The following is a 23,790-nucleotide window of genomic DNA, read 5'->3' as shown; positions in this document are numbered from 1 at the left end:
AGTGGCTCTATGGCCCTTTCATGGCTCTCGACTGCTCTCGACGGCCCTCGGCAAACTCAGTGAATCTCCGGCTCGCCGGCTGCGTCCGCCTCCGCGTTCGCGCCGCCGCGCTGCAAGAAATCGAAGTCGCATCCTTTATTCGCCTGCATCACATGTACCTGATGCAGCGCCCCGTAGCCACGTGTAAAGCGCGGCGCGGGCTCGACCCAGGCGGCCTTGCGGCGCGCCAGTTCGTCGTCGGATATCAGCAGATTGAGCTTGCGTCGCGGCACGTCGAGTTCGATCAGGTCGCCGTTCCGCACCAACGCAAACGGCCCGCCGATGAACGACTCCGGCGCGACGTGCAACACGCAGGCGCCGTAACTCGTCCCGCTCATCCGTGCATCCGATATGCGCAACATATCGCGTACGCCTTTTTGCAGCAATTTCCGCGGGATCGGTAGTTGCCCCCATTCGGGCATGCCCGGAGCCCCCACCGGCCCGGCGTGCTGGAGCACGATCACGCTGTTTTCGTCGATGTCGAGCGCGTCGTCGTCGATGCGTGCGGCCATGTCGTTGTAATCCTTGAACACCACCGCGCGCCCGGTGTGCACCAGCAGCCTGGGCTCGGCGGCGCCCGGTTTGATGACGGCGCCGTCGGGCGCGATGTTGCCGTGGAGCACCGCGAGGCCGTTATCCGGCAGCAGCGGTGCGCTGCGCCGGCGAATCACGTCGTCGTTGAAAATCTTCGCGCCTTCGAGGTTTTCGCCGAGCGTTCGGCCATTGACGGTTTTCTGCGAGCGGTCGATCAGGTCGCCCAGTTCGGCGAGCATCGCCGGCAAACCGCCTGCGTAGAAAAAGTCTTCCATCAGGTACGCGCCGGTCGGACGGATGTTCGCGAGCACCGGTGTGCGGCGCGCGAGCTCGTCGTAGCGATCGAGCGTCAGATCGACTCCCGCGCGGCGCGCGAGTGCGATCATGTGGACGATCGCGTTGGTCGAGCCGGATAGCGCGAGGCAGGTGGTCACCGCGTTGTCGATCGAACCGGCGGTGATCAGGTCCGATGGCTTCAGGTCCTCCCATACCATCTCGACAATCCGCATGCCGGTTTTCGCCGCCATCTGCGCATGCCGCGAATCCACCGCGGGAATCGACGCGAAGCCGGGCAGCGTGAAGCCGAGCGCTTCGGCGGCACTCGTCATCGTCGACGCGGTGCCCATCGTCATGCAGTGGCCGGGCGAGCGCGCAATGCCGCCTTCGACGCCTTGCCAGTCTTCCTCGGTGATCTTGCCCGCGCGCAGATCGGCCCAGTACTTCCAGGTGTCCGATCCGGAACCGAGCGTCGCGCCGTTCCAGTTACCGCGCAGCATCGGCCCGGCGGGCAGGAAGATGGCCGGCAGATCCATCGAGATCGCACCCATCAGCAAGGCGGGCGTGGTCTTGTCGCAACCGCCCATCAGCACTGCGCCATCGGCAGGATACGAACGCAGCGTCTCCTCGGCTTCCATCGCGAGGAAGTTGCGGTAGAGCATCGTGGTGGGCTTCTGGAACGGCTCGGCGAGTGTCTGCACCGGCAGCTCGACCGGAAAGCCGCCGGCCTGCCAGATGCCGCGCTTCACTTCCTCGACACGCTGCCTGAAATGCGTGTGGCAAGAATTGATCTCGCTCCACGTGTTGAGGATCGCGATCACCGGCTTACCCGCATATTCCTCGCGGCTATAGCCCATTTGCGCGGTACGCGAGCGATGGCCGAACGAACGCATATCGTTCACCCCATACCAGCGATGGCTGCGCAACTCTTCTGGCGTTTTTCTCTTCGTCAACGTCTGCTCCACCATGTCCTTTCATTTTTCGTCAGCGCTTCTGTTCCTTCACACGCGACACGATCTGCGTCGGGCTGACGAATTGCAGCGCGATCAGCACCCAGATCAGCGTGATCGCCATGTAGACCATCGCCATCGCGTCGATCGACTGCGGTGCGCGCACGCCGGTTGAAAATACAGCGTAGTACAACGCGACCACCAATGTTTGCGTCGCGGGGCCGGCAGTAAAAAATGTCAGCTCGAACAGGCCGATGGTGCGCACCAGCACGAGCAGGCCGGCCGCCAGCATGCCGGGCACCAGCAAAGGCAGCAGCACGTAGCGGAAATAGCGGAAGGTGTTGGCGCCGAAAATGCGCGCCGCCGCTTCGAGATTCGGATCGATCTGTTCAATGAACGGTGTCATCACCAGAATGACGAACGGCAGTGCGGGCACGAGATTCGCGAGAATCACGCCGCCGAGGGTGCCCGCCAGACCGATCTTGTACATCACGGTCGCCATTGGAATGCCGTAGGTGACGGGCGGCACCATCAACGGCAGCAGGAAAATCAGCATTGCCATGCGCTTGCCCGGAAATTGCACGCGCGCAAGCGCATAGGCCGCAGGTACGCCGAGCAGGACCGACAACAGCACCACCGCGCCGACCACTTCAACGGTGACCCACAACACGCTCGCCAACTGGAAGTCGCGCCACGCCTGCGCATACCAATGCAGCGTGAAGCCTTGCGGCAACAAGGTGCCGAACCAGCGCGTCGCCACCGAGTTGACCGCGACCGTCGCGATCAGCAGCACCACGTTGACGAGGAAAAACACCATCGCGCCCCACACCAGCACCTGCCACGCGCGGCCCGGCAAACTGCCGCGTTGTTTGATGCGCTTGCTGGGTTGCCGGGCGCCGTCGTCGCCGTTTGATGATGACGCGGCCCACGAAGGATGTGTCGCATGGTGATCGGTTGCCATCAGCCTTTGCCTCCCGTCACCGGGCCGCTGTAGAAAAAGCGGCGCGCGCCGAGCATCGCGGCGACCACCACCAATTGCACGAAGCCCATCACCATCGCGATCGCGGACGCAAGCGAATAGTCGTAGCTCTCGAACGCGGCTTCAGCCGCGGCGATCGACATCACGCGCGTCGGGCCGGCGGGCGCACCGAGCAGCACCGCCGATGGAAACACCGAGAATGCCTGCACGAACGACAGGCACGCGGCCATCGTCAAACCCGGCACCAGCAGCGGCAGATAGATGCGGCGAAACTGCTGCCACGGACTCGCGCCCAATGTTGCCGCGGCGCTTGCCAGCGTCGGATCGATGCCCGTTACGTACGACAGCGTCAACAGAAACGCAAACGGAAAGCCCGACACGATCAGCGAGATCAGCACGCCCCAGAAGTTATGCGTGAGACGCACTTCATCCGAATAGAGATGCAGGCCCTGCAAGGCCTGCGGAAACCAGCCGTTCGGACCGAAGTACGTGAGCATGCCGTCGGCGATCAGCACGGTGCCGAGCGTGACCGGAATCACCAGCAGCGTCGTGACGAACTTCTGATAGGGCGAACTGCGGCGCAGCGCGAACGCCACCGGGACCGACACGCCGACATTGATGAGCGTCGCGGGCACCGCGAGCTTCAACGTGACGATGATGGTCGGCCACATCGACGTATCGGTGAAGAACGTCAGATAGTTGGCCCACAGGCCACCGCCGTTCATCGGCCGGAACGACAGCACCAGACCATACGCAAACGGATAGATGAACAACGCGACGATGAAGATCAAAGCTGGCGCGACGAGCCACGCTTTGGTGTCGCGCGGAGCAAGTGGAGGCGACAGCGTGCCCGTGTTCATGGCGCGTCTTCGTCATAGACGAGCGTGCATGACGGCGCCACGCGCAAGCTGATTCGCTCGCCTTGGGCGAACTCGCCCGCGATACGCGCCCACAACTCGCCGAATGCCGTCTTCACGCGCAATAGCGAATCGTGCCCGCCGTATTCGACCGTGGTCACCAACGCGTCGAACGCGTTTTCCGCGCCCGGCCCGGCACGTTCCATATCCTCGGGACGCAGCGCGACGCTCACGCGCTTGCTGTTGAAACCGGCCATCGGGGTGCCGATCAGACGCACGCCGTTCGCGCTTACCACAACGCCTTCGCCCTGCATGCCTTCGAGCGTGAATTCGACGACATTGCGATAACCCATGAAGCGTGCGACATGCAAGTTCTGGGGCCGCGTATAGACCTCTTTCGGCGTCGCGATCTGCTGCACCACGCCCTCTTTCATCACGACGATGCGGTCCGCCATCGACAACGCTTCGTCCTGATCGTGCGTCACGTAGAGGGTCGCGCGTTCAAGCTGGCTATGGATGCGGCGAATCTCGGCGCGCATTTCGATGCGCAGTTTCGTATCGAGATTCGACAGCGGTTCGTCCATCAGGATCAGCGGCGGTTCGATCACGATAGCCCGCGCGATCGCGACACGCTGCTGCTGACCACCCGAAAGTTGTCCGGGCAGCTTGCGTTCATGACCGACCAGTTGTACGAGCTGCAACGCCTCACGCACACGCCGCACGGCTTCGCTCCTGCCGACCCCGCGCATCTTCAAACCGAAGCCGACGTTGTCGAGCACCGTCATGTGCGGAAACAGCGCATAGTTCTGGAACACCATGCCGAAACCGCGCTTTTCCGGCGGCAGCACGTCGATGCGTTTGTCGTCGAGCCAGATGCCGCCGCCGCTTAACGGCTGCAAACCGGCGATGCAATTGAGTGCCGTCGATTTGCCGCAGCCCGACGGTCCCAGCAACGCGATGAACTCGCCGCGCCGGATGTTCAGGTCGAGCCCTTGCAACGCCGCGATCGCATGGCCTTCCGCATTCGTGAAACTGCGGCTCACCGAGTCGAGCCGCAACTGCTCAAAGTGATGGTTCATGGCGGTTTCCTGATACGGATAGCGCGCGAATCGCGACAGCCTCATCGGACTACGTGGCCGACTACTTGGTCTTCTGCGCGCCGACCTCGCTGTCCCACTTCCTGAAAGCCGCGACCATCGCAGTGGCGTTCAGCGGCAATACATGCGGACGCTCGGCCAGCAGCTTCGCGTACTCGGGCCGCCCGTACTTCTTCAGCACATCCTGGCTGTGCGCCGGCGCCTGTTCGACGCTCACGCCCTTGATCGCGGGACCGGGATAGAAGTAACCATCGTCATAGGTCATCGCCTGCTGTGCCGGTTCGAGCATGAAGTTCATCAGCTTGTAGAGCACGTCGAGCTTTTCCTTTGGCACGCCCTTTGGAATCACCATGTAGTGCGCGTCGTTCACCCACGTCATGTTGTCGAATGCCTGTACGCGGAATTCCTCCGGCACGATGCCGAGCGCGCGCGGATTGATGTCCCAGCCGGTCACCGTCACGGTCATGTCGCGCGTGCCCTCGCCGAGTTCTTTCATCACCGCCGAGGTGCCACCCGGATAGTAAGGAATGCAATCGTTCAGTTGCTTGAGGAAAGCCCACGTCTTGTCCCAACCGTGAATCGGGTCTTGCGGATCTTTATCGCCGAGCACGTACGGCAGCCCCATCAGGAACGTGCGGCCCGGACCCGAATTCGCCGGGCGTGCGTAGATCAGCTTGTCCGGATGCGCCTTGCACCATTGCAGCAATTGCTCGGGCGTCTTTGGCGGATCGCTGACTTTGGCGGGGTTGTATTCGATCAGCGGGCCGGCCGGCATATACGCGACTTCGAGGCCGAAGCCTTGCGCGAGATCCTGCATCTTGCGCGGACCCGGCGCGTATCTGTCGAGCACACCGGGGAATGCCGCCGCATTGCCGGGAAGCAACTTCATCCACAGGTTCTGTTCGATGCCGGCGGCTAATGCGTCGGTGCCGGTCAGCACGAGGTCGATGTCGGAGCGGCCCGCGGCCTGCATCGCCTTGATCTTGCCGGGCAGTTGCGGCGCCGGCGCGTTCGTGAACGTGAAGTTGGCGATAAGGTTTGGATACTTCGCCTTGAACGCCTCGAAGCCCTTTTGCGTGAGCTGAAGATCGCCGGCCACGTCGACGATGTTGAGCGTTACCGGATCGGCCGCGTGCGCTGCGGATGCAAAGGCGGCGCTCGCCGCGAGATATACGGACACCAGCCTGAGCGCCAATCTGCCAGAAACAGTCATTGCGTCTCCTCGCTTCTTCGTATGGAAGTCCGCCGGTCGAATGCGGTGCTGGCGGTGTCTTTCTATCAATGCAACATAGCGAAGCCCAACTGCCGATGTCAAGCAAATTAATGGTCGTACGGTGCTGCTCGGAAAATCCGCTACTTATGCCGCAAGTCTTTATCTTTCAATGATTTTTTTGGTCTAACCAAGGGCAAACCCGAGGCCGGATGGCGACTTGAATTAGCAGTTGTTAGGCAACTTCAAACTCGACTGGGTGTTCACCCGCCCTGCATCCCCTGCGTGTTCACATAAAGCGAATACAACCCATGGCTTGCCGCCATGAACAGCCGGTTGCGATGCCGCCCGCCGAAACAGACGTTCGCGCAGCGCTCCGGCAAGGCGATGTGGCCGATCAACTCGCCTTGCGGCGTGAACACGCGCACACCGTCGAGATCATCGTGGCCCATGCCCCAGCCGCACCACAGATTGCCGTGGATATCGACGCGAAAGCCGTCCGGCGTGCCCGGCCCGGCGTCGATCAGCACGCGGTTGTTCGAGAGCGCGCTGCCATTGCCGCCGACATCGAACGCGCGAATCTTGCGCGGCTCGCCTCGCGATTCAACCACGTACAGCACGGACTCGTCCGGCGAAAACGCGAGCCCGTTCGGTCCGAGCACGTCATCGGCGACCACCGTGACTTCGCCGGTTTGCCCGTCGATACGATAAACGCACGCGGTCAGTTCCGACTCCTGCCGCTCGCCCTCATAGAAGCTGTCGATGCCGAAGGTCGGATCGCTGAACCAGATCGAGCCGTCCGATTTCACGATCACGTCATTCGGCGAATTGAAGCGCTTGCCGCGATAACGATCGGCGAGCACGGTAATCGAGCCGTCGTATTCAGTGCGCGTCACACGCCGCGTCAAGTGCTCGCATGTGACGAGGCGCCCCGTGCGATCGCGCGTGTTGCCGTTCGCATTGTTCGACGACTGACGAAACGTCGTGACCGTGCCGCTCGGCTCATCCCAGCGCAGGATGCGGTCGTTGGGAATGTCGCTCCACAGCAGATAGCGGCCATCGCCGAACCAGACCGGCCCTTCCGACCAGCGCGCGCCCTGATACAGACATTCGACCGAAGCGGACGCGAGGGTCAGCGCCTTGAAGCGCGGATCGAGAATATGGATGGCGGGATCGGGATAGCGTCGGCTGTTATCGCTCATGCTTGTGCTTTGGGTGATTGAAGGTTGCAGGCGGAAGCGGGTTGAAGCTCTGCTCGTTGAGCGAGGCGAATGCGCCGTCAACGCGCCGCGGACGGCCCCGCGAACTGACGCTCCAACGCGAGCAATGCCTGCGCCGCATGGCCGATCTTCGCATGATGTTCGGGCGGCGTCGAACTGAGCAGCGGCAGGATCGGCCCCATGTCGGCGATCTTCGAGAACGTGACCGCGTCGTGCAACACGCGAATCAGCGAGATTTCGCCGCGCAGGGTTTCGAGCGGCATGAACGCGTCGTAAAGACGCTGGGCCTCGACATGATTTCCGGTTTTGACAGCGTGCAGAAGAGCCATGACCATGTGCGGCGCGATACATCCGGAGCCCGTGGTCCAGGCGGCAAGACCGAACTCGCGCAAATGGACGAGCGCCGGCCGCTCGCCCATGCCCGACACCACTTTGGTAGCCGGCACGCTTTGCAGCAAACGGTGCAGATAGGGATCGTCCGCCGGATTTTCGCGAACGATCGCGTATTTCACGGCCAGCAGCGTGCCGCGCTCGATCAGACGCGCCAGCGTCTCCACCTCAACATAGCTTTCGCTCTTAATGTACAGCGTGAGCGGCATGCCCGCCGCGTCGACGATGCGCGTCAGTCCCGCCGCGACGCCTTCGGATGTCGTAAAGCCGCCGAGCGGCAACACCATCGCGGTTCGATAACGGGTTTGCGCGAGAATGCGCGCCTGATCGAGCATCTTCCCGTAGTCCGGGCCGATTGCCGGGATCACGCGTGTGGCAGGGCCGGCGCTGTCGGCCAGTTGGTCCAGCAAGTCCCGATATTCGCTGACGGCGGTGTGATAAAGATTCGCGTTGCCGCCGTACAACAGGGTGTGCACGCCACCAGCCTCGATGTGGCGGATCAGTGTGCGATTCTCAACTGCATCCAGCGTGTAATCGGCGCGGCGTGCGAGCGGCGGCACCGCCATGACCGAAGCGGCGAACTCGCTGTCGAGGATCGGAGAATCGTTCATGACGCCTCAAACGGGAACGGGGTTCGACGTTTAAGGTAGCACCTGGCCCGGATAGGCATCAAACAACTTTGAAAACGTTTGCGACCTGCTTAGAATCCAGCATTAATTTCCTGACCAAACCAAATTAAGTCTTTTTTTCCGAATTCCCGTAAGTGCTGTGATTGCCCGTGTGATTGAAAATGTATCTTGCCAATCGAAATCGACTGAGCGCCAAGCCGCGAAAAATTAACCGTTATATTCCTGTGTTTATAGCAACGGAACCGAAAAAATCCGATATAAAGAGCAAATCGTGCGCTCCTTCGCGCAACCCGCGCTGCTGCCGTTTCTTTCGAAATCCAGGCCGGATTTGCAAAGTAATTTTTAGTGATAGATTGTGGCGATAAAACAGCTGGACGGAAGGCCGTCCCGCAATTAACCGCAACGGGTAGTTTGCGATCTGAGAGAGTTAAATTGCCGCTACACTTTATCGAGCAGATGGCTCCGTTACTGAACGCCGCGGACGAGGCGGAATGGTTCGGCGTCATCGCGGGGCTTGCCGAGACATGGGGTTTCGATCGGATCTTGATCGCCATGCTGCCGCGCCCGACCATTCGCCTCGAAGACGCCTATGTGCGCAGCACCTATGCGCCGACGTGGCGCCGCACGTATGACGAGCAGGGGCTCGTGCACATCGACCCGACTGTCGCGCATTGCGCGACGCGCGCAACGCCGCTGATCTGGTCGCCGGATATTTTTACGACCGCCCCGCAGCAATCGATGTATGAGGAAGCCCGCTCGCACGGCTTGCGTGCCGGGGTGACGTTGCCGATCCATGGGCCGAACCAGGAGGCCGGCATGATGTGCTTTGTCAATGACAGCAATCCGACCGAGGCATTCTGGCGCCATGTCGACGTAGCCCTGCCGAATCTCGTGCTACTGCGCGATCTGGTGATCGACACCAGCCAGCGCCATTTGAATACGCACACCCAGACCTTGTTGCCCAAGCTCACGCCGCGCGAACGCGAATGCCTGAAATGGACCGCGCGCGGCAAATCCACCTGGGAAATTTCCCATATCCTGAGCTGTTCGGAAGCTGTCGTGAACTTCCACATGAAAAACATCAGGACGAAATTCGGTGTGAATTCGCGGCGCGCGGCGGCCGTCATCGCCGCGCAGCTTGGACTTATTGACCCGGGTTGAACAAGGCGGCGGCGTCGCGGCTGTGCAGCACCCGCTCGGCCCGGCCGAGATCGGCGTCGGAAACGGTCTTGGTGAAATAAAGGCCCAGCAGGATCGACACCGGCGCCGGGATTTCGGCGCCCGATTCGAACCGGCTGCCGCGCGACTGCGTTACGCCGAAGCGCGCCCAGAAGCGGCGCTGGCTCTCTTTTTTCTTCTTGCGGTAGGCAATGATCAGAACGCGATCCACCGCTGACGACGGTTCCGCAGGGCGGGGCTGGATGCCGGTTTGCGGTTGCCAGTGATTTTCGAGAAGTTCCATGTCGTGTCCTGTCGGTTGATTGCTGATGCTTATCTCAATTCTGCTTTACCCGATAAGCATGCACACCTATCCAGGTAGGTAGGTGGCAGAACGATTCAAAATGCATAAGTTTTCTTGCGTATTGGGTAACCCAACACGTTCAGGAGAACGTCATGCAAACAGCAATCCGGATTGGAATGCGGCAGGAATTCGACAACGCAGACATCAACGAGATGTACCGCCTGCGGGCTCGGGTATTTCACGGACGGCTCGGGTGGGACATCCCGACCATCGCGGGCATGGAAATCGACGGCTACGACGCGCTCGGGCCGCACTACATGCTGATTCAGGGCGGCGACCACCAAGTGCGCGGCTGTTGGCGCCTGATGCCTACCGAGGGCCCGAACATGCTGAAGGACACTTTCCCGCAGTTGCTGCACGGCGCGGCGGCGCCGGTCGGGCGGCATATCTGGGAATTGAGCCGGTTTGCGATCGAAACCGGCGGTGAAGAACAGTCGTTCGGTTTTGCCGACCTCACGATGCAGGCGATTCACGAGCTCGTGACGTTCGCCGACCGGATGGGCATCACGCGCTACGTCACGGTCACCACCACCCCGATCGAGCGGTTGCTGCGCAAAACCGGCATCGAGATCAGCCGGCTCGGCTCGCCGTTGCAGATCGGCGTGGAGCGCGCAGTAGCGCTGGATATCGCGGTCAGCCCGAAAACCCGCACTGCCCTGTTCGGGCCGATGGCCGTGGCGGCGTAGCCACAAGAAACCCGGGCCGATACCGGATCGCGAATGCGGCGGCCCGGTATCGGCGTGTGGCGAAGTTCAGGAACCGAACATCCGGTCGAGCGCATTTTCGAGGTGCGCTCGCATCGCCTGACCGGCGGCCGGACCGTCCTTGCGACGGATCGCCTCGAGCACCGCCAGATGCTCGGCCTGCACGAGCCGCTGCCGCTCCACAGTCTTCACGAGCGACAGATTGCGCGACAAATTCATGCTGAACAGAATCTGTTCTTCGATGAACGACATCACCGTGATGAAAAACGGATTCTTCGACGCGCGCGCCACCGCCAGATGGAACATGAAATCGTCTTTTGCACCGATGCCCTTGGTTTCGATGATGCGTTCCAGCTCGTCCCACGCGCGCTCGATCGAGGCGATGTCGCCGGTGTCGGCTTTGAGCGCGGCCTGTTCGGCGGCGCCCGCTTCGGTCACGATGCGAAATTCATAGCAGCGGCGGATGTCGGACAGCGTTTCGAGCGGCGCGAAGCGGCGCACGTCCGGATCGGGCCGTCGCGCGACCGTGGTGCCGGAACCGTGCCGGGTCATGATGATGCCGTCCGCCCGCAGCCGCGCGAGCGCCTCGCGTACGGTCGGCCGCGAGGTCTCGAAGCGCTCGGCTAGCGCGTGCTCGGTAGGCAGCCGGTCGCCTTCCTTGTACTCGCCTTCGAGAATCCGATTGAGGATGTCGCCGTAGATCTTGTCGGGCAAGGCTGTCGTTTTGCGCTCGTTCATCAGCGGTGCTGAGCCAGCTTGTCTGAATAGGCTTTGATTGTAAGGCAAACCCAGAGCTATCTTGATTTCGCGCAAGCGTTTCAGACTGATGCGCAGGGCCGGAAACGCTTGCTGCGCGGTACTTGTCGAGCAATCAATCGAAGCAACACAATTTGACAAGTGTTTGATTGACATCCTGCCCAGGATGCACCTTTTTCAGCAATCATTTAAGCTCGCATGGGTAATAGATCGTCAATGGACGCGGTCGTGCGCAATGGCCGCGGCACCCGAATCCTTCAGACGCGGAGTTGATATGTACACACGCATCCTCGTAGCGGTCGACGGCAGCCATACCTCGCGCCGCGCGTTCGAAGCAGCGCTGGCGCTCGCCAAATCCACGGGCGCTGTTCTGCAACCGTTCTACGTCGTCGAAAATACGCCGATGTATTTCGAAGCGCCCGGCTATGACCCTTCGATTCTTCGCAACCGGCTGGTCGAGCAAGGCAAGGAACTCGGCGCGGAATTCGCGCAGGCCATGCGCGATCAAGGCGTAAAAGGCGAGCTCGCGGTGGGTGAAGCATCGTCGCTCGACGACGTGTCCACCGTGGTGCTGAAAGCCGCCGCGGCTTTCAACGCCGACCTGCTGGTGATGGGCACGCACGGCCGGCGCGGTTTTCAGCGCCTGATTCTCGGCAGCGTCGCCGAGCGCTGCGTGCGCCAGGCCAGCTTGCCGGTGCTGCTGATCCCCTCCGCTGCCGGCAAGAGCAGCGAAGCCGGCGCTCAACCGGACGCATAGCAGTACATAACCGCAAGCGGAAGGGCGAGCGTGACATCGCGCAAGCAGCCTCGCTGCGCGAACGCGTCATTTTGCCGCGAAACGCGGGCCGTACGCGGTGGGACAATCAGTCATTACCCCGACAAATGGCTGCTGAACATGCTTACTCCTACCGCTGTTACCGTCGATTCCGCTGTTACTCCATCCGCGCGCGGCCGCCGTCGTGCTGCGCCGCTGCGAGCGAGCGGGCGCAGCGCCGCGCGTTGTTCGGGCTGTTCGATGCGGCAGCTCTGCATGCCGCAAGGCTTGTCTCCAGACGAACTGCCGAAACTCGAAGCGTTGATTTGCACAGCGCGTTCCGTGCAGCGCGGCGAAGCGTTGTATCGGATCGGCGACCCGTTCGACAATCTTTACGCCGTGCGTTCCGGTTCGATGAAAACCGTCATGGCGCACCGTGACGGCCGGGAACAGGTTATCGGCCTGCGCCTCGCCGGCGAAGCGCTCGGCCTCGACGGCATCAGCGAAGACGCGCACGCATGCAGCGCCCTGGCGCTCGAAGACAGCACCGTTTGTATCGTCCCCTACACGGCGCTCAAAACGTTGTGCCGCGAAATCAGTTCGATGCAGGAACGGCTGCACAAACTGCTGGGCGAACAGATCGTCCGCGAAGCCGCGCAAATGATGGTGCTCGGCTCGTTGTCGGCGGACGAACGCGTCGCGGCATTCCTGCTCGACGTGTCGGAGCGCAACGTGCAACGCGGCTATTCGTCGGCGGAATTCAACCTGCGTATGACGCGCGAGGACATGGGCAGCTACCTCGGCATGACGCTCGAAACCGTCAGCCGCACCCTGTCAAGATTTCAAAAGCGCGGACTGATCGACACGCAAGGCAAGCACATCCGGATCGTCGATCTCGAAGGCTTGCGGCAGGTTTAAGCCTGGCGCGAAGGACCTGGCCCGCGCCGCCACGTCCCCGTCTACATCTTTTCGGTGCGCTTTCGCCTTGGCATGGCTCCTGCGAGCGGGTACAGTCTTTAGTCCGTCCCCCCGCAAGGAGGCTTGGCGAAATGAATCGCGACCCCGCCCCGCATCACCCGCTCGTCCAGCGTCTGATCGACGCGCGTCACGTCACCGACGCACTGTTCTCCATCGTCAAACCCGAGTTTCTGTATGACCGGCCGATCCGCGAGCGTCACCGGATCGTGTTTTACATCGGCCATCTGGAAGCCTTCGACCGCAACCTGCTGGATCAGCGTCTGTGCGACCTGCCGGCGTTCGATCCTCACCTCGACCAGCTCTTCGCATTCGGTATCGATCCCGTCGACGGCGGCTTTCCCACCGATCAACCAGGCGACTGGCCGTCGCTCGACGTCGTGCGCGGCTATGGGGTTCGCGCCCGTGAGCAGATCGACCGTGCGCTCGGTGCGCTGAGCGACTCGGCTCGTATCGGCCACGATAGTACGCAAGGCGGTGCGGCCGAGCAGTTGCTGAACGTTGCGATCGAGCATCGGCTGATGCATGCCGAAACGCTCGCGTACATGCTGCATCAGTTGCCGCTCGCGCAAAAGATCGCCGACTTGCGCGAACCGGTGACAACGCGCGTTGAGCGCGGCGCGATCAACGCGTCGATGGTCCGCGTACCGGCAGGATCGACGGTGCTCGGCATGGCGCGCGAAAGTGGCCGCTTCGGTTGGGACAACGAGTTCGGTGAATTGCGCGTCGATATGCCCGCCTTCGAGATCGATCGCCACATGGTGACGAACGGCGCGTTTCGCCAGTTCATCGAGGCGGGAGGCTATCGTGAGCCGAAGTGGTGGTCGGACAAGGATTGGGCGTGGAAGGAAGCCGAGCAGATCGAACACCCCGCCTCCTGGTCGCAGCGCAGTGAAGACCGCGAGCGCGGCAAGGACGGCGCATGGACATTACGCACGATGTTCGACGAGGTGCCCCTGCCGCTCGATTGGCCCGTGTACGTCAGCCACGCCGAAGCCAGCGCCTATGCACGCTGGGCCGGCAAGACACTCCCCACGGAGGCGCAATGGCAACGCGCGGCGTGCGGCGCGCCGCACGCCGCGTCGGGCAATTTCGATTTCCGAAGCTGGGACCCGCAGCCGGTCGACGCGTATCCGGATAACGTCAGCGCGTTCGGCGTCGAGGGACAGTTCGGCAATGGCTGGGAGTGGACCTCGACGATATTCGACGCGCTGCCGGGCTTCGAAGCGTTTCCGTTTTATCCCGGCTATTCCGCCAATTTCTTCGACGGGCAGCATTACGTGCTCAAAGGCGGCTCGGCGCGCACTGCGCGATGCATGCTGCGGCCGGCATTCCGGAACTGGTTTCAGCCGCACTATCAGTATGTTTATGCGGGGTTCAGGTGTGTGCGCCCTTGACGAATGAAGCATAAGTTGACGCAAAAAATCAGCTGTCGCTTTAGACAGCGGAACAGCAGGTTGTAGCGTATCTGCTCCATCGGCATGCGCTCGCTGCGCAACGAGTAAAACACTGCAACAGCAGCGCACGCAGCAGTTTCTCGGGTGCAATCGAGGGCCGGCCGGTGTCAGCATAGATCACGCTGAACAGTCCGTTGAGCCGTTTCAGCGCGTCATTCACCAGCAGCCGGATCGGCCGCAGCGGGTGATCCGCCGGGACGAAATCCTCCAGCTTGACTGTTGTAAACAGGGGTCCCTGCATCTCATCCATTCCGCGCATCGCATCTACTGCCAAAGATCATGAACACGATATCCATAACGACTGTCGCTCAAACCCCGTTTACACGGGACCCAAGTTCAACAGCCTGTTAGAGATCAGATCAAAAGAACATTACCCTTGAGATAACGAATCCCCCTCGAACGTGATTGAACCGATACCCTTCGCTCCATAGACTCGCCCCATGTCCTGAGGGTGAGCAAACATGTCCAGCCAAAGTCCGTCTCAGTCTCGCTGGGCCACCCGTAGCGAGCAAAAACATCACCGCCTCGCGCCCGACGATCGCGTAGGCTTGCTGACCGATGTGACTGTCCGCAAGCATGTAGTGGCCAAGCTGCGAGGCCATCGAAACCAGTTCGAACTGAAGGCCGACGAGCGCAAACACACCGAACTCGAACTGCTGGAGTCGCGCGAACAGTTGCGCCAGTTGTCCGCGCATATGGAGGCGGTGCGCGAGGCGGAAAGAAAGCACATCGCGATGGAAGTTCACGATGAACTCGGTCAAATGCTGACAGCATTGAAAATGAACGTATCCTTGCTCGAGATGCAGCTTGCCAATGATTCGGCTGCGATGCACAAGGTCGACGAGATGCGGGCGCTGGTTGACAAGACCATCCAGATCGTGCGTAACGTTGCCAGCCATCTGAGGCCGGTCGCGCTGAATTTTGGTCTCGCGTCAGCGCTCGAATGGCTCGTCGATGATTTCAGGCGTCACACCCGGATTCCCTGTCACCTCCACGTTCGGGGTGCAGAACCGCGGTTTTCGGACGCGCGTGCGACGGCAATTTTTCGTATCGCGCAGGAGTCGTTGACCAACGTCGCCCGCCATGCTGGCGCGTCGCGGGTGAAAATTACGATATCCAGAACCAAAAGTGGTGTTGAACTGAGGATCAGTGATGACGGCCGGGGCTTCGATACGGTTGAGGCCAGTGCTGGATATTCGTATGGCCTGCAAGGGATGGTCGAACGTGCCAGGTTGATCGACGCGAAGCTGCACATCGAAAGTGCTCGGCACACAGGCACTGTGATCTCGATCGACGTGGCTGAAGATTGACTGAACCGCGATCAGGATCTTGTCTGCCGAGTTCGCCGCGTAGCGTGACGAACGCTTCGTCGAGACGCTGCGTGGTGCCGGGCATTCGATGCCCAGCCTGAATACGCTGAACGATGCGCTTTCACGTTGAACGGGAAAACCCCTAAGTGACGAGGTCAAGCCCTCGCGTCCAGTCCTTTCACGGTTTTAGCGCTCCGCCCGCAAGATCATTACCCTTGGGATAACGGACTTGCCCCGAACGTGATTGAACCGATACCCCTCGCTCCATAGACTCATCTCATGTCCAGAGCGAGAGCACACATGTCCAGTCAAAGTCCGTCCCATTGGGCCACGCGGCGCGCGGAAAAACATCGCCGCCTCGCGCGCGTCGCATCGATTGCGGATGGCGTGGTATTGCCCACCGAGCGCATCGTCGACGTCCTTCAAAACCTGATCGCGCCGGGCGACCGGATTGTCGTCGAGGGCAACAACCAGAAACAGGCTGATTTCCTGTCACGCTCGCTCGCCAGGGTCGATCCGGGCATCGTCAACGGCCTGCACCTGATCATCCCGAGCGTGAGCCGCGCCGAACATCTGGATCTCTTCGAGCGCGGCATTGCCAGAAAGCTCGACTTCGCCTATGCCGGCACGCAAAGCCTGCGCATCTCGCAGTTCCTTCAAGACGGCATTCTCGAAATCGGCGCGATCCATACCTACATCGAACTGTACGCGCGGCTCTATGTTGATCTGACGCCCAACGTCGTACTCGTGGCCGGCTACAAGGCCGACCGACAAGGCAATCTCTACACCGGCCCGAGCACCGAAGATACGCCCGCGCTCGTCGAAGCCGCTGCGTTTCGTGACGGCATCGTGATCGCGCAGGTCAATGAAATCGTCGACGATCCGAAGGACCTGCCGCGTGTGGATATCCCCGGTTCGTGGATCGACTTCGTGGTTCAGTCCGACAAGCCGTTTTTCATCGAACCGCTTTTCACACGCGATCCGCGTCTCATCACGCCGATCCAAGTGCTGATGGCAATGATGGCGATTCGCGGCATCTACGAGCGGCATCAGGTGCAGTCACTCAATCACGGCATCGGTTTCAACACAGCGGCAATCGAACTGATCCTTCCGACCTACGGCGAAAAGCTCGGCCTCAAGGGCAAGATCTGCAAACACTGGACCTTGAACCCACACCCGACCTTGATTCCGGCAATCGAAACCGGCTGGGTCGAGAGCGTGCACTGCTTCGGCGGCGAACTGGGCATGGAAGCCTATGTCGCGGAACGCCCGGACATCTTCTTCACGGGCCGGGACGGGTCGATGCGTTCCAATCGCGCGCTGTGCCAGCTCGCGGGGCAATACGCAGTCGACATGTTCATCGGCTCAACCCTGCAGATGGATGGTCTCGGCAACTCTTCGACGGTGACGCACGGTCGGCTGACCGGCTTCGGCGGCGCACCGAACATGGGACACGATCCGCACGGCCGCCGCCACGCGTCGCCCGCCTGGCTCGATCTGCTGCAAACCGACAGCCCGCTCGAACGTGGCCGCAAGCTGGTCGTCCAGATGGTCGAGACGTTCCAGGCGGGTGGGCAGCCGACCATCGTCGAATCAATCGACGCGGTCGAAGTGGGTCGCGAAGCCGGCATGCCACTCGCGCCGGTCATGATCTATGGCGACGACGTCACCCATGTGCTGACGGAAGAAGGCATCGCCCACCTCTACAAGGCCCGTTCCATTGAACACCGCAAGGAGATGATCGCCGCCGTCGCCGGTGTCACGCCGGTTGGCCTGACGAGCAGCGCAGACAGGCTCGCGGCGCTGCGTCGCGATGGTTTTGTCGCACTGCCCGAGGATCTCGGCATTCACCGCAACGAAGCCAATCGCTCGCTGCTGGCCGCAAAGAGCATGGCGGATCTCGTCGACTGGTCCGATGGGCTGTACGCCCCACCCGCTCGCTTCAGGAGCTGGTGATGCGCGACAGTCTTGCAACGGCTTCGGCTCCGAGCCCCCTTCCGCAGCTGCAAACCGCCGGCCTGGACCCGCTCGCCGAACGCCTGGGTGGGCACGTGGTCGCGGCACTCATCGAGGAAGTTACGCTCGCGCCGAAGCCCGGTCTCGTCGATATTCGCAGCCGCGGCGCGCACGACGACCTCGACTGGAACCTGATGTGCACGTCGGCCCATGCGTTGGAGCCGACCTTTGTGGACCTGGCGCGCGCAGCCATCGAAACCCGGCCGATGCTGGCGCTTCGCGAGCGCATCGGTGCGATCGGACGCGTCGGCGAAATCCGGATGCTGCACGCGACGGGTGGCGTCAATACCCATCGCGGCGCGATCTGGGCGCTCGGGCTGCTCGTGACCGCAGCGGCGCGCGAGCCCACGGATCTCACGCCCCATGGCGTTGCCTCGCGCGCCGGATCGATCGCGCGTCTGCCCGACCGCCACGCGCCCACGGCGACCGGTCACAAGGGCGAGCAGGCGTGTTTCGACTATGACGTCGGCGGCGCACGTGGTCAGGCGCAGTCAGGCTTTCCGCACGTGGTTGAGGTTGCCCTGCCGGAACTCGCCAGTTCGCGCCTCCGAGGCGACAGTGAAACGGCAGCCCGGCTGAACGCACTGCTCGCCGTTATGGCGAGTCTCGACGACACCTGTGTGCTCGCACGAGGCGGACGCAGCGCCCTCGCCGAGACGCAAGGCGGAGCACGACGCGTACTGGAGCACGGAGGAGCCGCCGTGCTTGCGGGCCGCCGTCAGCTGAAGGCACTGGACCGGCGGCTCGTCGAACTTCATGTGTCACCCGGCGGTGCGGCCGATCTGCTCGCCGCCGCACTCTTTCTCGACAGGCTTCAAAACGAAGCCCCTCACACGACGAAGGCATAGGAAAGCAAATGGAAACCATCGTCCTTGATTTCCCTGCGGGCTCCCCCGCCCGAGGCCGCGCACTTGCAGGGGTCGTCGCGTCCGGGGACCTCGAAGTACTGCTCGAAACGAATGACGGGAACCGCACTGTCGTGAACATCACCACTTCGGTGGATGGCATGAGCCGCGTCTGGGAAGCCGTGCTCGAGCGCATCTTTAGTGACGGCTCGTTGCCTGCCGCAAAGCTCGAAATCAACGATTTCGGCGCGACGCCAGGCGTCGTGCGCATGCGTGTCGGGCAGGTGTTCGAAGCACTGACTCAAACCGGTGGAGCGTGAAGAACATGGATGCACAGGAACTGCTCGCGCGTGAAAGCTTCATTGAACTCAATGCGCGCAGCCGCGCGAAGAAGCTGCTCGACGAAGGTACCTTCAGCGAACTGCTTGATTCGTTCGAGCGCGTGAGCTCACCATGGCTTGCGCGCCAGGGCATCGTGACCCAGGCCGACGACGGCACCGTAGTCGCCAGAGGATCCATCGACGGACTGCCCGCCGTCGTGCTCGGCATCGATGGCGGCTTCCAGGGCGGCAGCATGGGCGAAGTATCGGCGGCGAAGATCGCCGGCAGCCTCGAACTCGCTGCCGAAGATAACCGCAACGGCATCCCGACGCGCGCCGTCATTCTCTTCGAAACCGGCGGCGTCCGGTTGCAGGAGGCGAACCTCGGGCTCGCGGCGATCGCGGAGATCCACGCGGCCATCGTCGATTTGCGGCGCTATCAGCCGGTAATCGGAATCACGGCGGGCCCGATCGGCTGCTATGGCGGCATGTCGATCGCAGCCGGCCTGTGCAGCTATCTGATTGCGACCCGCGAAGCACGCCTCGGTCTTAACGGACCGGCCGTCATCGAGCAGGAAGCGGGGATCACGGAATTCGACTCACGCGACCGTCCGATGATCTGGAGCTTCACGGGTGGCGAACAACGGTATCGCACGGGTCTGGTCGATGTGTACGTCGGCGACGACGCCGATGCGGTCCGGACCGCTGTAATCGAACGCTTCCGCGCGGGGCGTCCCGAAGCGTGCCGCAGCGAACGTGTCGCGGGTTTTCTGCAACGGCTTTCCGAAATCGATCCGAGCGAGCAGAGCAGCCCGGAAAATGTGGTCGCCATCTACGGCAAGGGGTTCCAGTCATGAACACGGGCGAGTTTTCGAAGCGCGGCGCCGTCTGGCTGGATGCGCTTACTTTCAGCACGCCGTTGCAACCGAACTACCGGCCCTCGGTGCGTGTCGCCGACGCACGGCTGGGCGACCATCCGGCGCGCTTCATTGCCGTGGTGCCGGACCCCGATAATCCCTTCCCGCGTGCACGCAGCGGCGAGATCGGTCTCGTCGAAGCATGGGAGATCGCCCGGGCGGTGCGCGAAGTTGTCGATGCCGATGCTCAACAGGACGACAAGCGCCGCGAGAAGCGCGCGATTGTCGCGGTCATTGACGTCGCGAGCCAGGCGTATGGCCGACGGGAGGAAGCCTATGGCATCCATCAGGCCCTGGCCGGCGCCGCCGATGCCTACGCGAGCGCGCGCCTCGCCGGCCATCCGGTGATCGGTCTGATCGTGGGGCGTGCGATGTCCGGTGCCTTTCTCGCGCACGGCTATCAGGCGAACCGCCTGGTAGCACTTGCGGATTCGCAGGTCATGGTTCACGCGATGGGCAAGGAATCCGCCGCGCGGGTCACGCTGCGCTCGGTTGCCGATCTCGAAGCATTCACGGCCCGCGTGCCGCCGATGGCCTATGACATCGACAGTTACGCCTCGCTCGGATTGCTGTGGAAACTGCTCAGCGTGAGCAACGCCGATGCACCGACGCTCGCCGATCAATCCATCGTGGAACAGACGCTGCAAGCCGCACTCGACGACATCCGCGCCGACCCGTCGCGCGGCCTGGGCGGCCGGCTCGGCAGCGTACACCGCGCGGCCTCGGTGAAGGTGCGTCAGAAGCTGCGCGAGCAATGGCGCTGAACACGCAGCGATACCAGTGTTGAAGCGCCGCCCCCGGCGCAAACAAATCCGGCCGACATCGAGCCGATAAAGCTACTACAGGAGACGCAACATGATCATCTATGGAACTGCACTGCTCGCGTTCTGCCATCTGGCGGGACTCTTTCTCGGCGACCTGCTCGGGGTCGCGATCGGCGTGAAGACGAATGTCGGCGGCGTCGGCATCGCCATGCTGCTGCTGATTTTCCTGCGTCTCTATCTGCACAAGAAGGCGCTGCTGCCGCAGGAAACCGAAGCGGGCGTGGGCTTCTGGGGCGCGATGTATATCCCCGTGGTGGTCGCCATGGCCGCCAACCAGAACGTCGTTGCCGCACTCAAGGGCGGTCCGGTCGCGCTCCTTTCGGCATTGGGCGCCGCAGCCCTCTGCGCATGCTGCATCGCCATTCTTTCCCGCACCGGTCACGACAGCACGTCGTTCGTGAACGCTCCGCAACTTGAAGAAATCTGAAGCAGGAGTGCGTCATGTTCCATATGCTCGATAAAGTATTGATCCAGAACGGCCTTGTTGCCTCGTTTGCGCTGGTCGGTCTCATCATGTGGGTGTCGTCGCTTATTTCGCGCAAGCTGACGTTCGGGCGCGTGCACGGCTCGGCCATCGCTATCGTGATAGGCCTCGCGCTGGCCTATGTTGGCGGTGTATTCACCGGAGGACAAAAAGGTCTCGCCGACCTGCCGCTCTTCACAGGCGTCGGCCTGATGGGTGGAGCGATGCTGCGGGACTTCGCCATCGTCGCGACAGCGTTCGAGGTGCAGGCCACCGAGGCGCGCAAGGCCGGGCTTATCGGCGTAGTGTCACTGCTGCTCGGAACCGTATTGCCGTTCATCGTCGGTGCGAGCATCGCTCACGCATTCGGCTACACCGACGCGGTCAGTATGACCACCATCGGTGCGGGAGCGGTCACCTACATCGTGGGACCGGTGACGGGAGCCGCGATCGGCGCCAGTTCCGATGTGATGGCGCTCAGCATCGCCGCAGGGCTGATCAAGGCAATTATCGTGATGATCGGCACGCCGCTCGCAGCAGGCTTCATGGGACTGAAGACGCCGCGCTCCGCGATGATTTTTGGCGGACTGGCGGGCACCGTCAGCGGCGTGAGCGCAGGGCTCGCCGCGACCGACCGGCGCCTCGTCCCCTACGGCGCGCTGATCGCAACGTTTCACACGGGCGTCGGCTGCCTGCTCGGACCGTCGGTACTGTTCTTCGCGACGAAAGCGCTGATGGGTACCTGAAACGCGGAGCCTCGCATGTGCGGCGTGAAGGAGAATCGCTTGTCTATCCCCGAAACCGTCGACGGCCTGCTCCAGCCGCACGACTCCCTGCAGGCAGCGGGCCCGTGGGCCGCCGGCGCATCGTGAGCGTGCTATTCACGTTCCCCGGCCAGGGCGCGCAGCGCAGCGGCATGCTGCACGCGTTGCCGGATCACGCCGAGGTTGCTCATGCACTGGAAGAAGCCAGCGACGCGCTGGGCTACGACGCCCTGTCGCTCGACGACACGAACTCGCTGCGCTCCACCGTCGCGGTCCAGCTTTGCCTGCTGATCGCGGGCGTCGCCCAGGCGCGCGTCATCAGCGCCTTCGGCCATACACCCGATATGGTCACGGGCCTTTCGATCGGCGCCTATCCAGCCGCCGTGGTCGCGGGCGCTCTGCCCTACGCCGATGCCGTCAGGCTCGTCGCGTTGCGCGGCCAGTTGATGGAACAAGCTTTCCCGCACGGCTACGGCATGACCGCGATCGTCGGCATGACGCAGCGCGCGCTCGAACGATTGATCGCGGAAGTGAACAGCCCGGCCATGCCGGTCTTTCTGGCAAACATCAACGCCCGGACGCAGATGGTGGTCGCGGGCAGCGATGCCGCCATGCAACGCCTCGCAACACTCGCGGGTGAGCACGGGGCGCAACGCTGTGAGCGTCTCGACGTGGCGGTCCCTTCGCATTGCACCTTGCTCGACGCGTCCGCGACTGCGCTCGCCGATGCCTTCGGCCAGGTCTCCGTGAGCGCGCCTCGCCTTGTGTACCTGAGCAGCAGCATTGCACGCCCGCTTTTCGATGGCCCGCGCATCGCGGCCGATCTTGCAGGCAACATGGCGCGGCAGGTGCGCTGGGACGATACAGTGAGGCTCGCGTGGGAACGAGGCGCGCGCCTCGCGATCGAGATGCCGCCATCCAGCATGCTGACCCGGCTGAACAGCGCGATTTTCACGGAGGGGATCGCGGTATGCAGCGCAACTTCACTTCCGGACCTTGGCACGCTCATTGAGCGGGAACAGGTACGCCAGTAATGGCAGCCTGAGGAGTGGCGGTCAGTCGACGCTTCTCGTGCGAAGGCGGCAGACGGCCATGAGCGCGAGCAGGTTCGGATCCCGTTCGCGTGCACGCAGGAAGCTCACGCCAATGGTCTGGCGCATCAGGTATCGCGGCTGCAGCGGAATGAATTGCACCTTGTCGCCGAATACACCGCGTACACGCCCCGGCAAAAGCGTATAACCGACCCCGCCGCTCACAAGGTTCATCAGCGAAAATATATCGCCGACTCTCATGGTGACGTTCGGAGTGAAGTCCGCGACGCGAAACGCCTCCAGAAAGCCGTGATACGTCGCGAAGCCCTCGCCTAGCGAAACGAATGTCTCGTTGCGACAGTCCCTCAAATCGACTGCTTCTTGATTAGCGTAGGGCGATCCGGCGGGCGCTGCGAAAAAGATGTCATCTTCGAACAGCGGAATGGATTCCACTTCAGGCTCGGCGTCGGGCACCGCCATCAGGGCGGCATCGATGACGCCCAGCTTCAACTTCTCCAACAGTTCGGCATTCGGCCCAAGCACGAGCTCGACCTGAAGCGTCGGCCGCCGCACCTTGATATCGATGACGATGCCGGGCACTGTCTTGATGGTCAGCGAATACAGGGAGCCAATCTTCAGACGATGCGACGAGTAACCCGCGGCCTCACGCGTCGCGCGAATGCCATCGGACATCAGCGTGATCACCTCCTGTGCTACATCGGCAAGCATTTGAGCGGCTTCCGTCGACTTCAGGTTGCGGCCCTCGTGCCGGAACAGCGCACACCGCACGCCTTGTTCGAGCGAATGCAGCGCCCGGTGCACGCTGACCGTGCTCACATTCAGAGCCTCCGCTGCCTTCGACAGATTGCCGGTGTCCATGAATGCGAGCAGCACTTCCAGCTTGCGAAAGGTGATTTCGTCGTCGATTCGGTCGCGCATCTTGAACTGTTA

Annotated in this window: 24 protein-coding genes and 1 pseudogene; 14 read left to right on the top strand and 11 right to left on the bottom strand. The window is 62.3% G+C overall.

Annotated elements, in window-relative coordinates; translation table 11 throughout:
* Window positions 1-56 precede the first annotated feature (56 nt).
* From araD to WN982_RS24040, 7 genes are all read right to left on the bottom strand, one after another.
* Complete coding sequence (araD, locus tag WN982_RS24070) at window positions 57-1,817, bottom strand: L-arabinonate dehydratase (protein ID WP_341318167.1); 1,761 nt, start codon at window positions 1,815-1,817, stop codon at window positions 57-59.
* Window positions 1,818-1,833: 16 nt separating this feature from the next.
* Entirely contained in the window at window positions 1,834-2,760 is a 927-nt protein-coding gene (locus tag WN982_RS24065) for an ABC transporter permease (protein WP_341318166.1), read from the bottom strand.
* Window positions 2,760-3,638: a sugar ABC transporter permease gene (locus tag WN982_RS24060; RefSeq protein ID WP_341318165.1), complete on the bottom strand. Its 879-nt coding sequence runs from the start codon at window positions 3,636-3,638 to the stop codon at window positions 2,760-2,762. The genes WN982_RS24065 and WN982_RS24060 overlap by 1 nt, the downstream gene beginning before the upstream one ends.
* A complete protein-coding gene (locus WN982_RS24055) occupies window positions 3,635-4,714 on the bottom strand; it encodes an ABC transporter ATP-binding protein (protein WP_341318164.1) in 1,080 nt (359 codons plus the stop codon). Before WN982_RS24055 ends, WN982_RS24060 begins: the two co-directional genes overlap by 4 nt.
* A gap of 61 nt (window positions 4,715-4,775) precedes the next feature.
* Window positions 4,776-5,945, bottom strand: a complete 1,170-nt coding sequence (locus WN982_RS24050) for an extracellular solute-binding protein (RefSeq protein WP_341318163.1) — start codon at window positions 5,943-5,945, stop codon at window positions 4,776-4,778.
* 260 nt (window positions 5,946-6,205) lie between these two features.
* Complete coding sequence (locus tag WN982_RS24045; protein WP_341318162.1) at window positions 6,206-7,144, bottom strand: SMP-30/gluconolactonase/LRE family protein; 939 nt, start codon at window positions 7,142-7,144, stop codon at window positions 6,206-6,208.
* Window positions 7,145-7,221: 77 nt separating this feature from the next.
* The gene (locus tag WN982_RS24040) at window positions 7,222-8,163 is read right to left on the bottom strand and encodes a dihydrodipicolinate synthase family protein (RefSeq protein WP_341318161.1); all 942 of its coding nucleotides are present in this window, start codon (window positions 8,161-8,163) and stop codon (window positions 7,222-7,224) included.
* A gap of 474 nt (window positions 8,164-8,637) precedes the next feature.
* Here WN982_RS24040 and WN982_RS24035 point away from each other — a divergent pair, with 474 nt between their 5' ends.
* Window positions 8,638-9,342: a LuxR family transcriptional regulator gene (locus tag WN982_RS24035; protein ID WP_341319398.1), complete on the top strand. Its 705-nt coding sequence runs from the start codon at window positions 8,638-8,640 to the stop codon at window positions 9,340-9,342.
* On the opposite strand, the gene WN982_RS24030 is transcribed toward WN982_RS24035, so the two are convergent.
* On the bottom strand, window positions 9,326-9,643 hold the full coding sequence (locus WN982_RS24030) for an XRE family transcriptional regulator (RefSeq protein WP_341318160.1): 318 nt from the start codon (window positions 9,641-9,643) through the stop codon (window positions 9,326-9,328). The two genes, WN982_RS24035 and WN982_RS24030, sit on opposite strands and share 17 nt — an antisense overlap.
* Window positions 9,644-9,795: 152 nt before the next feature.
* Here WN982_RS24030 and WN982_RS24025 point away from each other — a divergent pair, with 152 nt between their 5' ends.
* Window positions 9,796-10,389, top strand: coding sequence for an acyl-homoserine-lactone synthase (locus WN982_RS24025; RefSeq protein ID WP_341318159.1), 594 nt, complete (start codon window positions 9,796-9,798; stop codon window positions 10,387-10,389).
* 66 nt (window positions 10,390-10,455) lie between these two features.
* Here the strand turns inward: WN982_RS24025 and WN982_RS24020 are convergent, their stop codons facing one another.
* Window positions 10,456-11,145, bottom strand: coding sequence for a FadR/GntR family transcriptional regulator (locus WN982_RS24020; protein WP_341318158.1), 690 nt, complete (start codon window positions 11,143-11,145; stop codon window positions 10,456-10,458).
* 292 nt (window positions 11,146-11,437) lie between these two features.
* Here WN982_RS24020 and WN982_RS24015 point away from each other — a divergent pair, with 292 nt between their 5' ends.
* The 3 genes from WN982_RS24015 to WN982_RS24005 all read left to right on the top strand — a co-directional run bounded on the left by WN982_RS24015 (window position 11,438) and on the right by WN982_RS24005 (window position 14,289).
* Window positions 11,438-11,920, top strand: a complete 483-nt coding sequence (locus WN982_RS24015) for a universal stress protein (RefSeq protein ID WP_341318157.1) — start codon at window positions 11,438-11,440, stop codon at window positions 11,918-11,920.
* A gap of 258 nt (window positions 11,921-12,178) precedes the next feature.
* Window positions 12,179-12,835, top strand: coding sequence for a helix-turn-helix domain-containing protein (locus tag WN982_RS24010; RefSeq protein WP_341319397.1), 657 nt, complete (start codon window positions 12,179-12,181; stop codon window positions 12,833-12,835).
* A gap of 131 nt (window positions 12,836-12,966) precedes the next feature.
* Window positions 12,967-14,289, top strand: a complete 1,323-nt coding sequence (locus WN982_RS24005; RefSeq protein WP_341318156.1) for an SUMF1/EgtB/PvdO family nonheme iron enzyme — start codon at window positions 12,967-12,969, stop codon at window positions 14,287-14,289.
* Between the two features lie 47 nt (window positions 14,290-14,336).
* Here WN982_RS24005 and WN982_RS24000 read toward each other — a convergent pair.
* A pseudogene (locus WN982_RS24000) lies at window positions 14,337-14,599 on the bottom strand (transposase); the annotation flags it as partial.
* A 298-nt stretch (window positions 14,600-14,897) separates the two neighbouring features.
* Here WN982_RS24000 and WN982_RS23995 point away from each other — a divergent pair.
* The 9 genes from WN982_RS23995 (at window position 14,898) to mdcH (ending at window position 22,842) form a co-directional block, all read left to right on the top strand.
* Window positions 14,898-15,659 carry a sensor histidine kinase gene (locus WN982_RS23995; RefSeq protein WP_341318155.1) on the top strand — a complete coding sequence of 254 codons (762 nt, stop codon included), beginning with the start codon at window positions 14,898-14,900 and terminating at the stop codon, window positions 15,657-15,659.
* A 300-nt stretch (window positions 15,660-15,959) separates the two neighbouring features.
* On the top strand, window positions 15,960-17,615 hold the full coding sequence (mdcA, locus tag WN982_RS23990; RefSeq protein WP_341318154.1) for a malonate decarboxylase subunit alpha: 1,656 nt from the start codon (window positions 15,960-15,962) through the stop codon (window positions 17,613-17,615).
* A complete protein-coding gene (locus tag WN982_RS23985; protein WP_341318153.1) occupies window positions 17,615-18,523 on the top strand; it encodes a triphosphoribosyl-dephospho-CoA synthase in 909 nt (302 codons plus the stop codon). Before mdcA ends, WN982_RS23985 begins: the two co-directional genes overlap by 1 nt.
* Window positions 18,524-18,531: 8 nt before the next feature.
* A complete protein-coding gene (locus WN982_RS23980) occupies window positions 18,532-18,840 on the top strand; it encodes a malonate decarboxylase subunit delta (protein WP_341318152.1) in 309 nt (102 codons plus the stop codon).
* A gap of 5 nt (window positions 18,841-18,845) precedes the next feature.
* Window positions 18,846-19,697, top strand: coding sequence for a biotin-independent malonate decarboxylase subunit beta (locus tag WN982_RS23975; RefSeq protein WP_341318151.1), 852 nt, complete (start codon window positions 18,846-18,848; stop codon window positions 19,695-19,697).
* Window positions 19,694-20,521, top strand: a complete 828-nt coding sequence (gene mdcE, locus WN982_RS23970) for a biotin-independent malonate decarboxylase subunit gamma (protein WP_341318150.1) — start codon at window positions 19,694-19,696, stop codon at window positions 20,519-20,521. Before WN982_RS23975 ends, mdcE begins: the two co-directional genes overlap by 4 nt.
* Window positions 20,522-20,612: 91 nt before the next feature.
* Window positions 20,613-21,008: a malonate transporter subunit MadL gene (madL, locus tag WN982_RS23965; RefSeq protein ID WP_341318149.1), complete on the top strand. Its 396-nt coding sequence runs from the start codon at window positions 20,613-20,615 to the stop codon at window positions 21,006-21,008.
* 14 nt (window positions 21,009-21,022) lie between these two features.
* Window positions 21,023-21,790 carry a malonate transporter subunit MadM gene (madM, locus tag WN982_RS23960; protein WP_341318148.1) on the top strand — a complete coding sequence of 256 codons (768 nt, stop codon included), beginning with the start codon at window positions 21,023-21,025 and terminating at the stop codon, window positions 21,788-21,790.
* Window positions 21,791-21,912: 122 nt separating this feature from the next.
* A complete protein-coding gene (gene mdcH, locus WN982_RS23955) occupies window positions 21,913-22,842 on the top strand; it encodes a malonate decarboxylase subunit epsilon (protein WP_341318147.1) in 930 nt (309 codons plus the stop codon).
* A 21-nt stretch (window positions 22,843-22,863) separates the two neighbouring features.
* On the opposite strand, the gene WN982_RS23950 is transcribed toward mdcH, so the two are convergent.
* A complete protein-coding gene (locus WN982_RS23950; protein WP_341318146.1) occupies window positions 22,864-23,778 on the bottom strand; it encodes a LysR family transcriptional regulator in 915 nt (304 codons plus the stop codon).
* Window positions 23,779-23,790: the final 12 nt, after the last annotated feature.

Source organism: Paraburkholderia sp. IMGN_8 (assembly GCF_038050405.1).
Taxonomy (GTDB): domain Bacteria; phylum Pseudomonadota; class Gammaproteobacteria; order Burkholderiales; family Burkholderiaceae; genus Paraburkholderia.
The sequence above is the reverse complement of the archived record's forward strand: the minus strand, read 5'-3'. Positions and strand labels throughout refer to the sequence as shown.

Excerpts from the sequence above, each read along its gene's own strand:
- araD (WP_341318167.1), bottom strand. The coding sequence starts at position 1,817 with ATGGTGGAGCAGACGTTGACGAAGAGAAAAACGCCAGAAGAGTTGCGC.
- WN982_RS24065 (WP_341318166.1), bottom strand. The coding sequence starts at position 2,760 with ATGGCAACCGATCACCATGCGACACATCCTTCGTGGGCCGCGTCATCA.
- WN982_RS24060 (WP_341318165.1), bottom strand. The coding sequence starts at position 3,638 with ATGAACACGGGCACGCTGTCGCCTCCACTTGCTCCGCGCGACACCAAA.
- WN982_RS24055 (WP_341318164.1), bottom strand. The coding sequence starts at position 4,714 with ATGAACCATCACTTTGAGCAGTTGCGGCTCGACTCGGTGAGCCGCAGT.
- WN982_RS24050 (WP_341318163.1), bottom strand. The coding sequence starts at position 5,945 with ATGACTGTTTCTGGCAGATTGGCGCTCAGGCTGGTGTCCGTATATCTC.
- WN982_RS24045 (WP_341318162.1), bottom strand. The coding sequence starts at position 7,144 with ATGAGCGATAACAGCCGACGCTATCCCGATCCCGCCATCCATATTCTC.
- WN982_RS24040 (WP_341318161.1), bottom strand. The coding sequence starts at position 8,163 with ATGAACGATTCTCCGATCCTCGACAGCGAGTTCGCCGCTTCGGTCATG.
- WN982_RS24035 (WP_341319398.1), top strand. The coding sequence starts at position 8,638 with ATGGCTCCGTTACTGAACGCCGCGGACGAGGCGGAATGGTTCGGCGTC.
- WN982_RS24030 (WP_341318160.1), bottom strand. The coding sequence starts at position 9,643 with ATGGAACTTCTCGAAAATCACTGGCAACCGCAAACCGGCATCCAGCCC.
- WN982_RS24025 (WP_341318159.1), top strand. The coding sequence starts at position 9,796 with ATGCAAACAGCAATCCGGATTGGAATGCGGCAGGAATTCGACAACGCA.
- WN982_RS24020 (WP_341318158.1), bottom strand. The coding sequence starts at position 11,145 with ATGAACGAGCGCAAAACGACAGCCTTGCCCGACAAGATCTACGGCGAC.
- WN982_RS24015 (WP_341318157.1), top strand. The coding sequence starts at position 11,438 with ATGTACACACGCATCCTCGTAGCGGTCGACGGCAGCCATACCTCGCGC.
- WN982_RS24010 (WP_341319397.1), top strand. The coding sequence starts at position 12,179 with ATGCGGCAGCTCTGCATGCCGCAAGGCTTGTCTCCAGACGAACTGCCG.
- WN982_RS24005 (WP_341318156.1), top strand. The coding sequence starts at position 12,967 with ATGAATCGCGACCCCGCCCCGCATCACCCGCTCGTCCAGCGTCTGATC.
- mdcA (WP_341318154.1), top strand. The coding sequence starts at position 15,960 with ATGTCCAGTCAAAGTCCGTCCCATTGGGCCACGCGGCGCGCGGAAAAA.
- WN982_RS23985 (WP_341318153.1), top strand. The coding sequence starts at position 17,615 with ATGCGCGACAGTCTTGCAACGGCTTCGGCTCCGAGCCCCCTTCCGCAG.
- WN982_RS23980 (WP_341318152.1), top strand. The coding sequence starts at position 18,532 with ATGGAAACCATCGTCCTTGATTTCCCTGCGGGCTCCCCCGCCCGAGGC.
- WN982_RS23975 (WP_341318151.1), top strand. The coding sequence starts at position 18,846 with ATGGATGCACAGGAACTGCTCGCGCGTGAAAGCTTCATTGAACTCAAT.
- mdcE (WP_341318150.1), top strand. The coding sequence starts at position 19,694 with ATGAACACGGGCGAGTTTTCGAAGCGCGGCGCCGTCTGGCTGGATGCG.
- madL (WP_341318149.1), top strand. The coding sequence starts at position 20,613 with ATGATCATCTATGGAACTGCACTGCTCGCGTTCTGCCATCTGGCGGGA.
- madM (WP_341318148.1), top strand. The coding sequence starts at position 21,023 with ATGTTCCATATGCTCGATAAAGTATTGATCCAGAACGGCCTTGTTGCC.
- WN982_RS23950 (WP_341318146.1), bottom strand. The coding sequence starts at position 23,778 with ATGCGCGACCGAATCGACGACGAAATCACCTTTCGCAAGCTGGAAGTG.